This window comes from Colwellia sp. MEBiC06753 (assembly GCF_053470325.1).
The window spans coordinates 40,453-55,161 of sequence record NZ_JBQMTM010000026.1 but is presented as its reverse complement, the minus strand read 5'-3'; the positions used below and the strand labels follow the sequence as shown (position 1 = coordinate 55,161).

The following is a 14,709-nucleotide window of genomic DNA, read 5'->3' as shown; positions in this document are numbered from 1 at the left end:
ATTAATGACATCTAGGGCTTGAGAAACGAGCATAAAAAATCCGATAAACAATGTTTATCGGATTTTTACATACTCAGAAGATCGTTCAATTGATCTGTAAATAAATGCCTAACTGATCGGTATTACCTCTTAATGAGGGCTTTTTTGTCACCAATGTTCAAGGCCAACATCGTGGCGCTACTTAACCAGCAGCCCTAACCAGCACGCCGCTATCGACAAATAACTAATAGTAAAAAGAATTAAGTATTTATTCAGCGTATTGATGCGCGCTTGATTGTGTCGCTTCCCAACAAGTAGCCAAACTGTGACTGAAAGATGCGTTGCATAACTTAAGAAAAAGGGCACAAGCTTTTGGTTGTTTATGGAATCAAAGGTTATTTTTACGCCATAGAGCGACCATAACGTGTTAAGCAACAGGTAACACGCCGATAGGGTGCTTAAGACGCTTAAACAAAACAGGAGGACGCTCAAATCTAATTCGTGCATAGAAACCCTCCCTTTAATTCGTTTAAACCTCCTGTTCGCAATGACAAGCCCAATTAACAAGATAAGTAATACTAAAAGACTAATGGTAAGCATAATTTAACCTACCCGCACAATCGTTGAAAAAGTGGCAAGCAAAAGCCACTTAAAGACATCAATGTTCGTAAAAGAGACTTCGAAATAGCAAAAGGAGTTTATCATTGGGTTGCTTCTGAGATGATTAAAGAATGCTAATTTAACTTAAGCTTTCATCTGGGCAACTTAGTCGTTAATCGGCATTTCTTTGCGAGTAAATGTTAAGTCAGCAATACGGATTTTTCTGTTTGATTTTAGAGGGAGAGTGGGCAGTAATTTTGGTGTTTTTAATGGGGCGTTAAGCCATGTTGCCTCAATTAATCAACATTTTTGATTTGTGTGCTCCCACATATTACATGCTTGTATGTGGTTGGCCCAACCACATATATTGATAAAATTTAATTTTATTACGCGCGTTGTATGTGAAGTTGTACAAATGAGATTTTTTGAAGTTTTTGCAGCACAATTATCGATTTTATTACGCGCGTTGTATGTGAAGTTGTACAAATAAAAATTAAAAAAATTTTTTGCTAATACACCTATTTGAGCTGATGTAAGGTGAATGTCGGCTACACAATAAGTCGTTTTTTAACTCGAAAATGAGATATGAAAATATAAAAAATTATGCTTCTTCATTTGAGAAAACTATGTAGCTCTTAATGAGTTGTTCGCGTTCTTAAGGTCAATGGAAACGGAAGTGCCAGACGTCGGCATTGGCACTTTTGCGAAGTTCGGTTGAGAGCGAACTGCGGTCGTTGGTGTTGTTCTTTATATTTATTGGTAAAGCTCCGAAGCGGACGTTTGCCTTAACAAATCTCTGTTATCTGTCTCAGTACAAATCAAATTGTTTGCATAGTCAGGAAAACGACCAAATCGCTCGCTTTTGTCCGACCTCAAATTGCGTTTCAATCTAATTTTCTTTTAACTAGCAATTAGTTAGTGATTTTGATAGAAGTAGATAAATCACAAATGTGAGCGATAGTGTGGTAGAAAAACGCGCGATTAGCTCGCTATAAACAAGTTAGAGATCATCAGGAGAGTACGTGAGCATTAAAAATTTTCACGCTGACGGCAATGTGTCGGAAGAACAATTACTAAATCGCTCATCTGGATTTATTAAAAACTTTGTCGCTAGCTTCCGGCAAGCAGCGGCTAATGGAAATTTTTCCTTTGGTGGCATAAAACTTCAAGATTCTGATCTCAATCGAGTTCATGGGATAGTTACAGATATTGATACTCGTAGGTTATTTTATGCCTGCGGCGAAGATGAAATGCCACATTATGCAATGCAGAGCTTATACGAAGCCAGAAATTCTATAAGAGATCAAATTAAAGGAGTTTGGGCAAATCCTTCCTGCGAGGTTATTATCCAAGAAATTTTACATGTGCTAGCTGAAACTTGCACTGAAGCCGAAAAGCTCGGAGGTCAATCTATAAATATGGGAAGCAAAGAATATCTTCCTTTCATAGATGTAATCACAAATATGCGCTTAAAAGTATGGGCCTTAGTTGCTATTTTAAGAGAAAAACTTGGGGCAATAATAAATCCTCGCAATATGCCTCAAGAAATAGTATCTCAGGTTGGAGAAAATGATCTCTAACAAGTCAATCAAAGTCGCATTCGGCTTGACGCGCTTTCAGTGCGCCCTTTATTGAAGCGTTACCACCGTCCGAGTTTGGCACTTTTCGGCAGGAATTGTAGAAGGGCATAGTGAATAATAAATGCTTTAAAGGTTATCAAACTCTTTTGGATTGAGCGCCTCAACACGAGTCAATAAACCATGCGCTTGTATTTGTTCATCACTTAACGTTTGGTCATCATACTTTTCAAGTTTAATTGAACGTTTATCTTTCATGACGGTGCATAGCAAAATATCACCGATGTCTAGTTTACTCTCTTCGCTTAGTTCGTCAGGTAGCGGTATAGCGCCATTTTTACCAATTGTCACAATCATGGGGAATCACCTTAGCGGTTAATGTTACTTAAATTATACACAGATTCACTTAACGCACGATATTGCAAACATAGTATTACCGCCTGTAATCTCAATTTCCACCAAAGGCATAATAAAGCGATCGGTGTTGCTGGCTTGGTAAATAGATTGGATAGTTAACCGTTCGTGGTGGCATTTAACGTTATAATTTATAGGTGTGAGTTTTGAGAATAGGTATTGGAAAAGGTATGATGGAACCAAGTTTTGTTGCCAAATCTGACGAGGCAAATAGAGATAATGCGCTATTTCGGCCTCACCCTGGTTCGGTTTTTAAACGTCGGTGTTTATCTGGTGAGATTGTAAGTACAGAAGAAATAGCCCGTCGGATAGGGTTATCTGTGCAGGAGTTTGATGGCTTTATCAATTGCCGACTTGACTTGGATGACAATCTAGCTGAGCGAATAGCGTTATACTCTGGTATAGGTGCTGACGTATGGATAACTTATCAACGTCATTACGATTTATATATCATCTCATCACAAAGTGAATGCGATTAACTTGCCAGTCAAGAATACAGGCACAAAGCTGTCTTTTGTAGACACTAAAATTAATTCCCGTTTGTGTCCACTGTATTCACTTTATTTTCATTGAGAATACTATTAATCGAGTTTTGGGCCTACCATAATATTGCCTTTAAATATTGTATGATTAATTGTCATCTTTAATCAGTTTACGCACTATAACTTAGCATGTCTAGCGCCCTTAACGATGCGGCGGGGCTTAAATCTAGTGTATGATTAATGCATAGATAGGTAAAAGTGTATGAGTAGGTCGGTTTACCGGTGGCTATTGCACGATCCCCATTTCGTATTCTTCAATTATAGTAACCAGTGCATCTAGCTCATTGCCTTCAGGGGTATTAGGCTTAGACGCCCAAAGCTCATCAACCCGTTTAAGTGCATTTTTATAATCTTGGTTAGTTTCAATTGACGCGATGACCATTGAGATAATTTGCTAAGTAAAAAGGATGTTTAATAGCGTATGTTAATTGTGGCATATTCGCCACAATTAACGCGGTGATGGTTGTTTTAATTCGCTTTGTATTGATTTCACTAGCACGTGTTTCCGGTGTTGGTGCAATAGAGTATACACACCTTGAAGCGCATATCGTTGACCGAGCGCAAATGCATTTTCTGCTCATGGTTTCGACAACATTGTTGTTTGTTTACTATGCTGATAATTCATGTGTAAATCAGGGACGGTGCTCCATGCATGCAGAATTACCACCCAAAGCGTTAATAAAGACATGGCTTGAATTGCTTGAGTGTACAGATATCAGTGAGGTTCGTAAGCAGTTAATTCAAGCGAACATTGAGCGCATTTTTGGTCAAATAGAACAAGCAAAAGCATACTTAAATAGCTAAGAACGTCAAATGGTTAAGTTATGATGTTTTAGGTTAGGGGTTTATAGTAATTGTTAGTGTCCGTTTGGCGCCTTGTAAGCGTCTTGTGGAATTTTTCATGTCATTTTGCTTGGTTTAACGTTAATTAAATGCCTTGTATGACGCCTCTAGGCGTCATAACTGGAATCAACTTAAGTTTACTAATGCATTATTGATGATGTTAAGACGCCTGCGGGCGTCTTAAAGGGTTAAATATACAGGCGAAATCATTTGCTGGGCGCCTCTAGGCGTCATGACGAGCATTAACTTAAGTTTACTAATGCGTTATTGATGATGTTAAGACGCCTGAGGGCGTCCTGAGGAGCTGATAATAAATACGTTGTCATTTAAAAGTGCAAAAAAAAGAGCTCTAAAGTTTACCGGTAGAGCTCTTAAACCAAGCATTTGTCATTGATGTTACAGGTAGGTATTGGTGACTTGAGGACGATAATGTCCCAATTCTTGCGACACGATTAACCGCGCTAACTCAAAATCGTTAAAATAGCCAAATAACTCCTTCAGGCGAGTTTTTGCGTAATCGTGACGAAGGCTGTGAATGCCGGTACTCCAGCCGAGGTTATTTTGGCTTGCTCGAGTAAAGCACGCTGATAATGCATTACCACCATTAATGTCATAATGACTTTTGTAGAAGTTACAGCCTCTATCAACAATACGTTTTGCTTTTTTTCTGCGCCGCAAGATGAGCTTTTCATGAAGAAAATAAGGGATAAGCACTTCTCGAATTAAACCGCCTTTTCCTATCACTGTATAAACAACACCGAGTTTGCGTTTGCCCGTTAGACCACAAAAAAATTTCAAGTGTTGGGCTTTTAGCTTTGAGCCCGTTAATTCAACGTCTGTTGGTGCGCGCTCTTCTAGCGGAAGTAACGTAAACAGTTCGTGAACGCGCAAATTGCAATGTAAGCAAAGTTCAATCGAAAGCTTATTACGCTCACTTATATTGCTCATTAATAACTTAACTTGTTCAACGGTGTAAGTTCTTGACATTGAGGATGCTGGGCGTCTAATGGATACTTCATTAGGTGCAATTGGCAGATACCTTGAGGCGATTTTATTTAAATGTTTTCGTTTATTCTTGTGAACTTTGGATTTGCCGTTCTTGATTAAATAAAGGCAGTGACTCAGCCAGGTATTAATTGCATTGCGATGGATATTAAGTGTAGACGTCGATTTCTTATCAAGAGCAAGTTGATTGAGGTAGAGAATGCCCATTTCCCGATCAATATAGTTAATAAGGTAGTTGATGGAGACAAAGTGGTCGTCGACGCCATCAAGTAGAAATTTATTCTCGATTATAAAAACACCCCATTGGTATATCGCCTGCGCTTTATTTTGCGCTGTTCTTATAGAGCTAATGACCCCTGATTTATGCATTTTGCCGAATGCTCGATTAATGTCGGCGCGTAGGGAAGTATATTCAAGATTTAGATTTACGTTGTTTTTTGGGTTTGCATTCATGTCTAGCAACCTCGCCACCTTCTGACAACACGGCAAAGTTGCTCATAGTTGATCGGTTCGTGTCCTTCACGCTCGAGTAATTTGTTTACACCTGTAAGACTTTGGCTAACAACGCCATTTTTTTGAACAATATTTAAAGCTCTAGCCACTAAAAAACTCGGAATAGGGCTACGAGATGGGCTAGGTTTTCGTTTGATTTGCTTGTTCTCAAGGGCTTGCGTAATTATGTATTGCTCAACAGGTGAATTTAACAAGTCGCTCGCCCAGATTGCTCGTTGTGCGTTAATAAACTTATTAACCTCGTAATATGTCGCTTGGTGTTTGGATTTATTCAGTATCTTAGCAATACTCGCGACACTAAGGCCTGCGAGCAGAGATGCTTTAATAAAGTTTTCGTGGTGTTCAAGTTGCTTCATTTCTTCGTTTCTCATTGGTTACAAACGAAGAAATTTTACCCCAGCAAGTCATGTTGACTGCTGCGGATTATTGGCCGAACACGAGATAATCGGTGGGAATTGCCTATATTTTTTCGAAAATGGCTGGATTTTTAAGATTTCTACCCGCTACAGCAGCGACAACATGGCTCGTCAGCACTTAATCTGTCAATTTACCATTGGTCAACCATAAGATTATTTCTGGCTAAAATAATCTTTTAAACAAGTTGCCATCTAATTCGGTCGTTCAGAGGGCCAGCCACCCTTATTACTTAACCTAATAATGTTACAGCACTAACCGGCAAAGAAAAAATCAATTATTTCTTATGCATCTAAAATTAAGCTGTTTTTCAGCATTTTTTGTTTGCCTACTTTAGGTGAGCTCTCGTAGGCCTTAAGTTTGGCTTTCGCCGCATAAGATGGGCTTTTGCCTTATTCCGTTAATTGTTCCCCAGCCCTAATGTGCTCCGTGTTTCTTATCAAAACGTACACATTTGCGCTTTTGAGAGGGAAAGTTACCCTCGCGCAGCTTCATTGCGGAATCGATATCCGAAGAGGGAAATGCACTACCTATGGGAAGGTACCAAATAATGGTAAGTACCGATGTGATACTCAATGCAATTTTCACTTTCATTCTATTTTCCTGTTCGCCAGCGGTCAACGTTTTTTATGTTAAAAAATTTTTGCTTGAGACATAAGGTTTGCGTGAGAAATTTATCTGCAACTTAGCGCTAGCAAGCTAACTATATGGGGAGACGGGGAATTCCGGTGGTGTAACCCAGAGGTGATATTTGTGAAATGGCGCGCCTTTAAAACCATGATAATTTAATACTACGTATTGAAATAAATAAATGAGGCGAAAGCCCAACACTTCCAGGTAAGTCGTTAGATGGATAAGCAACAGCTCATCAAAGAGCTCGCCCGAATAGAAGATAAATTTGATTGTGCGATGTCAAAACAAGCGTTTGTCATGAATGCGTTATTGGCTTTATGTTCATTGTCAGAAAATGACATTGATACTGTCGGTGCAGAGCGGTTAGTAAGACAGCTCAACGCTGAGCTGTCAGATTGTCAGCGTTGTTTTAACACACTTAAACATCAATTAATCAATGAAAACAGCAGTTAAGCGCCTTCAATTACAACGTTACTACTTCTTCTTAATGCTTTGGATAAGTTTAATCCCTTCGATAGGGTCGATATTTAATGCCTCGCAATAGATGATGTACTCACACACATCTAATCGCCTTTCTTGAAGCTCTACTCTTTCAACCAGGGAATGAGACGAGCCTAATATTTTACCTAAGTCTCGCATTGACAGGCCCGCGGCCTCTCGTTGTGCTTTTAGCCACTCGACAAGTTTGGTGTTCTCAGCACTGAATATGGTTTTTTTCATCGTTTTGCATCGTAGTAAAGATGGCGTAACGATAGGGCAGTTGACTCTTTGTACTCAAAATGAGTACACTTGCGCATGTTTGAATGAAATCTATACATTTATCAATTCAATTTGAAAGGGCAAGTAAGTGAGAAATCCTTACGCGCAAAGTCTCTGACCGCACGTGAAGACAGGTTGAGGGATTGCAGATAATTGAGCACTTCCTTTTATTAGCTGCAGTTTTTTAATCCTCATTTGCGTCGTCAGGGATTTTTTATTGTTAACTAAAAGGAACCTGTACGTATGAAGTTTACCCAATGTAGCGGCGTTAAAGCTGTAGCCTCTGCTGTTGTCATCTTACAACTGGCTGCTTGTGGTGGCGGTAGTGATAGCACTGGTGGTGATGACAAAGCACCCGTGCCGCCACCAGTCAATCAAGCCCCTGTCGTATCAGTAGGAAACGACCTCTCTGTTGATGAGCAACAAATCGTCGCTCTCTCCGCCACGGCAAATGATAGTGATGGCACCATTGAAAGTACGCTGTGGACACAGACCAGTGGCGTACAGGTACCCCTAGAAAATAGTGATAGCTTAAACGCAAGCTTTATCGCGCCGACAGTGACCGAACAAACGGTGTTAACTTTTTCATTGTCGGCTACCGACAATGACGGTGCTACGGCAAGTGACTCGCTTAGTGTCACCATTTTACCTGTTAATGCATTACCAACGGTCACCGCGATGGATGATGTCACTGTTTATGAGCAAATCGAAGTCGAATTAAGTGCGCTAGCAACAGACACTGATGGTGAAATCACAAGTTATCAGTGGGGGCAAACGCAAGGCATGGCGGTGACGCTCATCAATGAACATCAAGCGAATGCCGAGTTTATCAGTCCAGATATTACCGGCATTGAAAATGTCACTTTTATGATTACGGTCACAGATAATGAGGGTGGCGTATCAACTGATGAAGTCACTGTGACGATTAACCCGAATTACCCACCGGTCGCAGTCATAGGTGAGTTAGAAGGGAGTAAAGTTGCCTCTCAATTTGTGACATCAGGCGATAACGTTGTGCTTGATGGGGATAACTCTTTTGATACCGAATCAAATACATTGCGTTATCAATGGACGCAGATTGATGACACGCAAGTCAAGTTAACGATTAATGATAACCAAAGCGCGCAAGCAAGTTTTGTGGCCAATGACGTCACCGCAGCAGAAACCGTGACTGTAGAATTATTGGTAACCGATGAGCACGGCCTAACCGATACCGAGCAAGTGCGTATCGCTATTGCGCCAGTTATTACCGAGTCGATGAACGACACTGGCCTAACGTTATGTGCAGATTATGCTTATAACGGTAGTGGCAATCATAGTAATACTGAAAACTGTGCCGATACGATTGATGTTGATACTGACATTATTCCAGAAGGACAGGACGCTGATTATGGTCGTGATATTACTGCCAATGATAGCGCCGATGGTCGTCACGGCTTCTCATTGACTAAGTTAGATGAGCAAGGTGAGCCATTACCACAAAGTGCAACGGCATGGTCGTGTGTACTTGATAATGTCACTGGCCTTATCTGGGAAGTAAAAAACGAAGCAAATGCCATGACCATGCGTGATACGCAATATACCTATTCGTGGTTTAACAGTAGTGGCACGAATGATGGCGGTAATGCAGGGGCTGAAAATGGCGGCTTTTGTAGTAATACCACTGATTGTGATACTGAAAAATTTACGGCGCAAGTCAATCAACAAGCATTATGTGGTATCAATACTTGGCGCTTACCCACACATCACGAACTCAATTCACTGCTTGATTTTAGCCACCGACTGCCAGCGATTGACACAAGTTACTTTCCACAAACTCAATCGGGTTTTTATTGGACATCCACCCCTTACTTTTCAAGTAATAACGCATGGCTTATCGATTTTACCGAAGGCGTTAGTAGCTCATCGGGCGCTGGTAAGTATAAAGCACGCTTTGTTCGCTTAGTCGCCAGTCATTAATTTAAGGAAACACAACATGAAAAAGTTAATTGGTCTAGCCCTAGTGGCCACAACGCTCTCAACGCAAGCGGCACAAAGCTGTAATAACGCCATCACTGCAACTGCGCCAACAAGTCAGTTTGTGGATAATCTTGATGGTACCGTGACCGATAGGAAAACCGGACTGACGTGGATGCGTTGTACCTTAGGTGAAACCTGGGATGGCACTTCGTGTACCGGAAATGCACAAACCTATAACTGGCAACAAGCGTTAGACAATGCACAAGACAGCAATTTAGCGGGCCATAGTAATTGGCGTTTACCTAACATTAAAGAGCTGCAATCGATTATCGAATTTGCCTGCTACGCGCCTGCGGTTAATGTCAACATTTTCCCACAAGCCAGTAATTCAAACCCGCAATACTGGTCTGCCAGCTTATATTCCAAAGAAAATAACCACGGTGCTTGGGCAATAACCATGGCCTCAGGTAACACCTCAACCGAAGTAAAAAGTAACACCAAGCTCGTTAGGCTAGTAAGAAACTAAATTGTAGAGTTAATAATAGGTAATTTATGAAAACTAAAATGTTAATAACGATAATGTCTGTTGTAGCGTTATCTGCGTGTACATCTATCCCAAGTGTGGAAAAAGATTCAGCGGCGTATAACGAATTGATGGCATTTAATCCGGTGGAAAATCAGGCCGTGTTATATGTTTATCGCACTAAAGAGTCTGATCACAAAGCGCAGGTAACAACTATTGATATTGGAGAAAAAGAACTGGACACAATGCCTGATTGTGTTGTGCGTCATGTGGTCAACGGCGGCACTTTTAACATCGAGCCAAATGGTGTTGGTATGTTTGCGATTGAAAAAGAGCTTGATGCTACCTTTGCAAATGGCTCAGTGAGCTTTATTGAGTTAAAGCACAGCATCCGCTTTGGTGTGCCTAACGTTAGCGAACTATTTTTGAGAACGCAGCAAGAGTTTGAAGCAGCGTTTACTCAAGATAAATTATGTGTAGTAGATGGTAAGGATTTATAGCCCACACTATCCATTATCCAAATAAGGCACCTATACCACTAGGTGCCCGTTCAATACGCTAATTGATTGTATCTTTTGGTCAGTACTTGAATCACTGAGGGGAGGGCGAGATGAAACCTTATTGTTATCGTGCATTTGATTTTAGAAATCGTTTTGAGGCTCCTTTTCCAACCGTTTTAGCCGCACTTAATGCTATCTACTCAGATGAAGCCTACCTACCTGAAATAGAGAGTTACATCGTGGCTTATTATGAAGATGGCCGGCAGTTACAGGTACCAGATTCATTTCATATCATTCGAAAACCACGTTTTGCGAGCACTGACGAGGCGACTAAGTGGCTTTTGCAACGAAATACGATGATGAATGACAACGCTGAAGATGATTATCGAGGATTAGCGTTTGGTATTGCAGTAGCTAATTATCAAGATCCGCTGGAAAAACAAATTGATGATGCAATGTCATTTTTTGATATTGAACTTGATAGACAGACGCCCTTGGCTGAAATAGCTAAAAATATAGAAAAATGGATTTTGGAGAATGAAGGTTTGGTTTAGATTACTTAATTCTTCTTTTTGCTACTCATATGGTTCGTAGGGTATAACTTAAATTTTCTCGTTTAAGTTATTATTAATAATGCTATTGAGCCCTTATCATCATTGGTTCTTATTGCTTCTTGTAGCTTTATTTTATCTTCAAAGTTAATGCAGTGTTAAATAAAGCGTGTAAATATGTTAAGAGCTTCGTTTTTTATGTCTGTACTCAAAAAATTTGGTTATTATGTATGGTTGACTATTAAAAGTAATTTATTCAATTCTTTATAAACAACTTGTTTTATAAATTATTGTTAACCGTTCGACTAGGTAACGTTCTATGGCTTTTTTAATTCCAATTGATAAAAGTAATAACGATCAGAGTGCTTGCTATTTGAATCACCATCATGTTTTTGGTCGTTTAATGTTAAATGTTGATACTGAAATTTCAGCTTCTGAAATATCTAGAGTACATGCAATTATTGAGTGGTTAAACGATGAATGGCTTATAAAAGATTTGAGTACAAACGGTACATGGCTAAATCAAACAAAGCTTGAGAAAAACAAACAATACAAACTTCGTGTGGGCGATAAAATATTTTTTGCTAAACAAAATACTCATGGCTATGAAGTAAAAGATCTTGCCGCGCCAGAGAATATTCTTATTTTATCTGAGCAAAATAGATTTAATGAATGTGCACATATTGTTTTGACGGAGAATAATATATTGCCATCACAAGATGACGGTGAACTTTCATTATTTTATGTGCCGAGCAAAGGACAGTGGTATCAGGAGCATCTAGATGATGAATTTGGACAAGTATTCCCTGTTAATCATTTAGATTACGTGACATTTTCACAACAAAAATGGCAACTAAGATTAGCTCAATCTGAAGAGACGACGGTAAAAGTTGCCAAACCTTTATTAAAGCGTTCTGAGCTTCAATTTCGTTTTGAGTTAAGCCAAGACGAAGAAAATGCAAAGCTGTATATAGAAACTCCGTATGAAGAGTATTACTTGTCAGATAATACCCACCATTATCTAACGTTACACCTTGCAAGAATAAAAGCACAGCATGCAAAGCAAGGTTATAACGAACAGACTCAGGGCTGGGTTTCCCGCGAACTTTTAACTCAAACCCTTGGTTATGATATGAATCATTTAAATATTTTAATTTGTCGAGCCAAAGCCCAGTTTGTTAAAACATTAGAAGGGGCTTGCATAGCGGAAGATCTTATTGAACGTGAAGGGAAGAATATTCGATTCTCCGGTATATTCTATTCGATCTATAAGGGCGGCAATTTGGAAGTTAATCAAGGTAAAGCAAACTTATCTATAGCTGTATCGAATGGGTAGTGATGTAGACAAATATACTCGCCTGAAGTTATTAGGCGAAGGTGGTATGGGCAAGGTATTTTTAGCTAAAGATAATCAGCTCAATCGGCATGTTGCAATTAAACTTCTAACTTGTAATAGACTAGCAAGTAGCACAGAAAGCTCGTTACAAGAAGCTCGTATGCTCGCTCGAGTTAATCATAATAATATTATTCAAATATATCATGTATTTGAAGAAAAACATCAGCTTTCATTAGTGATGGAATATTTTAATGGTAAAAGCCTTTCTCAATATTATCGCGAAAAAATTCTTACTATAGAACAAAAATTAACACTGTTAATACAGCTCAGTGAAGGGTTGGCTACAGCACATAAAAACGAAGTAATTCATTGCGATCTTAAACCGAGTAATATTTTGGTAGATGAACAAGGTCAATTGAAAATAACCGATTTTGGCATTGCTCAACTTGCATCTGAGTCTGAACAAGAAAACTATCGCGTACAGTTTGGTTGTTTAAGTTATATGTCTCCTGAGCAGATAACACACCAGCCCGTCGATTATCGTACCGATATCTTTTCGTTAGGCATTATTGCTTATGAATTGATTGTTGGCAGCCATCCTTTTAGTGCTGGCTCAACAAGTGATTTGGCTACTGCAATTTGCAACCAAGAAGTCATTCCTCCTCAGCAACTTTTAAAAGATATACCATCAAATTTAGCTGAATTAATGTTGTTGATGCTCAGTAAAAAAACTACTGAACGTATTATCTCGGCAAAAGAAATTGCACATCGATTAAAGCATATTCAAAAGGCATTAATTCATTCTGATTTAATTGCTCAGCAAACCGTACCAATAGTTGAGCAGAGCATCGCTACTAAACCAACTAAATTATCAAAAAAGCTATTGGCAGGTTTTACTTTATTAGTTGCTATTGTTGCTGGTGCTGTGTCTTGGCACTACCTGAAAAAACCTGAAACGAAATATGTTTTGGTGTTAAAACCTGAAATGTTAAACGAAGAACACATCACTGTGATGCAAAAAGAGCAAGTGTTATACACAATCGAAGATGCGCTTCGTCAATCGGTAATTAATACCAACAGTATGTATTTAATTTCACATAAGGAAATAAATAGAGTTAAGCAATTCGGAGCGGAAGAATTAAATATACTTAAACAAGCTGTTGGCGCTACTGATGTTATTAAAACAGAGCTTGATTGTAATAATAATCGTTGTAATGCAATATTTAGTCGTCTTGCCTCTACCCCTAATCACCCAACACAATTAACAGTAAAAAAAGAGCAACATTGGGTGATGCCCATTGAAAAGTTCAATGATATTTTCAGTACCAGCCAAACTCAATTTGCCATGATTTTTCCTGAGAATAATGACATTAATGACGGGCAGTTAATACAACGCGCAGTTAGAGAAGAAGATTATCAACAGTATATAGATTTGTATTATCGGGTAAGAGAACAAGGAGAGTTCACTAATGAAAACCTACAAGCGCTTGAACACTTAATTCAAAAGTCGCCTTATTTCTATGCGTTATATCCTTTATATGGAGAGGTCGCACTTCATTTATTTGTTAATTTATCAGATGCTAATTTTTTAGAGCGTTTTGAAGTCGTACTTGATAATGCACCAAGTGTCTATAAGGCTTCAAAATACCACGCTATAGATCGATTTTGGCTGGCAAGTTATCAAAAAAAACTCGATGAAGTGGCTCATAGGTTGAAAGATGTAAAAGCTCAAGGCGCTTATGCTTTTACGGTGCTTGAGCTTGAAGGTTATTATTATTTTCAACAATCTGAATATGCTCAAGCAATTGAGAAGTATAAGGAAGCATTAAAGCTAAGGCCAAGCATAACGTTACAATATAATTTAGCAGTATCATATTTGAGGGTAGGTGCTTTTAAATTGGCGAGTGAGCAAATATCTAAGCTGAGAAATATATTACCTCAAAATATAAGATTTAAACGTTTAGATGCACAGGTGAGCATGGCGAATGGAGACTTGGAGAACGCTATTAATATTTATCAACAGCTAGTCATTGAGTCTGATGCTATTCGAGATTTAAATAATTTAGCTTTGGCATATACACTTAATGGCTCTTATCAAAAAGCCTTAAAGTATGCGGAATTAGCTTTAACTAAAGCACCAACCAGCAAAGTGAGACTTTTAAATTTAGCTGATATTGAAATGTTTTTAGGACATAAACAGAAAGCTCTTGACTATTATCAGCAAGTAATCGTAGCACCAGATGATAATAATAAGATAAAAAACTGGATGTATTTGGCGCAAGCCTATATTCACACAGGGGAAGAACATAGAGCGCTAGAAGCTTTAGAAAATGCTAAATCACTAAATAATTATAGTGGGGAACTAGCATACTCATATGCTATTGTCTCAAGTATATTGGGTGAGGAAGTATCTGCAATTTATAGTGTTAAAGCTTCTTTGGAAAGCGGGATGGGAGTGGTATGGTTTAACCTTCCTTGGTTTGATAAATTGTGTGAGAATAAACAGTTTTTAGAGCTTATGTCTGAAAAAGGAAACGCCAAGCGCTGCTTTAAAAGTTGAC

General features: G+C 38.9%; 15 protein-coding genes. 10 read left to right on the top strand and 5 right to left on the bottom strand.

Annotation, left to right across the window (positions count from 1 at the left end; genetic code table 11):
- The first annotated feature begins 1,601 nt into the window (after nucleotides 1-1,601).
- Nucleotides 1,602-2,159, top strand: coding sequence for a hypothetical protein (locus tag ACOB82_RS16710; protein WP_448214132.1), 558 nt, complete (start codon nucleotides 1,602-1,604; stop codon nucleotides 2,157-2,159).
- 126 nt (nucleotides 2,160-2,285) lie between these two features.
- On the opposite strand, the gene ACOB82_RS16705 is transcribed toward ACOB82_RS16710, so the two are convergent.
- Nucleotides 2,286-2,513: an AbrB/MazE/SpoVT family DNA-binding domain-containing protein gene (locus tag ACOB82_RS16705; RefSeq protein ID WP_448214130.1), complete on the bottom strand. Its 228-nt coding sequence runs from the start codon at nucleotides 2,511-2,513 to the stop codon at nucleotides 2,286-2,288.
- 227 nt (nucleotides 2,514-2,740) lie between these two features.
- On the opposite strand from ACOB82_RS16705, the gene ACOB82_RS16700 reads away from it, so the two are divergent.
- Entirely contained in the window at nucleotides 2,741-3,049 is a 309-nt protein-coding gene (locus ACOB82_RS16700; protein WP_448214129.1) for a helix-turn-helix transcriptional regulator, read from the top strand.
- Between the two features lie 289 nt (nucleotides 3,050-3,338).
- On the opposite strand, the gene ACOB82_RS16695 is transcribed toward ACOB82_RS16700, so the two are convergent.
- Complete coding sequence (locus ACOB82_RS16695) at nucleotides 3,339-3,494, bottom strand: hypothetical protein (protein ID WP_448214128.1); 156 nt, start codon at nucleotides 3,492-3,494, stop codon at nucleotides 3,339-3,341.
- 77 nt (nucleotides 3,495-3,571) lie between these two features.
- Here ACOB82_RS16695 and ACOB82_RS16690 point away from each other — a divergent pair, with 77 nt between their 5' ends.
- Entirely contained in the window at nucleotides 3,572-3,916 is a 345-nt protein-coding gene (locus tag ACOB82_RS16690) for a hypothetical protein (protein WP_448214127.1), read from the top strand.
- Between the two features lie 435 nt (nucleotides 3,917-4,351).
- On the opposite strand, the gene ACOB82_RS16685 is transcribed toward ACOB82_RS16690, so the two are convergent.
- Nucleotides 4,352-5,413 (bottom strand): hypothetical protein, encoded by a 1,062-nt coding sequence (locus tag ACOB82_RS16685; protein ID WP_448214126.1) that lies wholly within the window; start codon nucleotides 5,411-5,413, stop codon nucleotides 4,352-4,354.
- Nucleotides 5,414-5,415: 2 nt separating this feature from the next.
- Nucleotides 5,416-5,829 carry a hypothetical protein gene (locus ACOB82_RS16680; protein ID WP_448214125.1) on the bottom strand — a complete coding sequence of 138 codons (414 nt, stop codon included), beginning with the start codon at nucleotides 5,827-5,829 and terminating at the stop codon, nucleotides 5,416-5,418.
- A 907-nt stretch (nucleotides 5,830-6,736) separates the two neighbouring features.
- Between ACOB82_RS16680 and ACOB82_RS16675 the strand changes: the two genes are divergently transcribed.
- A complete protein-coding gene (locus tag ACOB82_RS16675) occupies nucleotides 6,737-6,973 on the top strand; it encodes a hypothetical protein (RefSeq protein ID WP_448214124.1) in 237 nt (78 codons plus the stop codon).
- 21 nt (nucleotides 6,974-6,994) lie between these two features.
- On the opposite strand, the gene ACOB82_RS16670 is transcribed toward ACOB82_RS16675, so the two are convergent.
- Nucleotides 6,995-7,240 carry a helix-turn-helix domain-containing protein gene (locus tag ACOB82_RS16670; RefSeq protein ID WP_448214122.1) on the bottom strand — a complete coding sequence of 82 codons (246 nt, stop codon included), beginning with the start codon at nucleotides 7,238-7,240 and terminating at the stop codon, nucleotides 6,995-6,997.
- A gap of 282 nt (nucleotides 7,241-7,522) precedes the next feature.
- Between ACOB82_RS16670 and ACOB82_RS16665 the strand changes: the two genes are divergently transcribed.
- The 6 genes from ACOB82_RS16665 (at nucleotide 7,523) to ACOB82_RS16640 (ending at nucleotide 14,708) form a co-directional block, all read left to right on the top strand.
- Complete coding sequence (locus ACOB82_RS16665) at nucleotides 7,523-9,238, top strand: PKD domain-containing protein (RefSeq protein ID WP_448214121.1); 1,716 nt, start codon at nucleotides 7,523-7,525, stop codon at nucleotides 9,236-9,238.
- Between the two features lie 16 nt (nucleotides 9,239-9,254).
- The gene (locus ACOB82_RS16660) at nucleotides 9,255-9,764 is read left to right on the top strand and encodes an Lcl C-terminal domain-containing protein (RefSeq protein WP_448214120.1); all 510 of its coding nucleotides are present in this window, start codon (nucleotides 9,255-9,257) and stop codon (nucleotides 9,762-9,764) included.
- 26 nt (nucleotides 9,765-9,790) lie between these two features.
- Entirely contained in the window at nucleotides 9,791-10,261 is a 471-nt protein-coding gene (locus ACOB82_RS16655; RefSeq protein ID WP_448214119.1) for a hypothetical protein, read from the top strand.
- 110 nt (nucleotides 10,262-10,371) lie between these two features.
- Complete coding sequence (locus ACOB82_RS16650; RefSeq protein WP_448214118.1) at nucleotides 10,372-10,815, top strand: hypothetical protein; 444 nt, start codon at nucleotides 10,372-10,374, stop codon at nucleotides 10,813-10,815.
- A gap of 316 nt (nucleotides 10,816-11,131) precedes the next feature.
- On the top strand, nucleotides 11,132-12,148 hold the full coding sequence (locus tag ACOB82_RS16645) for an FHA domain-containing protein (RefSeq protein ID WP_448214117.1): 1,017 nt from the start codon (nucleotides 11,132-11,134) through the stop codon (nucleotides 12,146-12,148).
- The gene (locus ACOB82_RS16640) at nucleotides 12,141-14,708 is read left to right on the top strand and encodes a protein kinase domain-containing protein (RefSeq protein WP_448214116.1); all 2,568 of its coding nucleotides are present in this window, start codon (nucleotides 12,141-12,143) and stop codon (nucleotides 14,706-14,708) included. The genes ACOB82_RS16645 and ACOB82_RS16640 overlap by 8 nt, the downstream gene beginning before the upstream one ends.
- The last annotated feature ends 1 nt before the right edge of the window (nucleotide 14,709 follow it).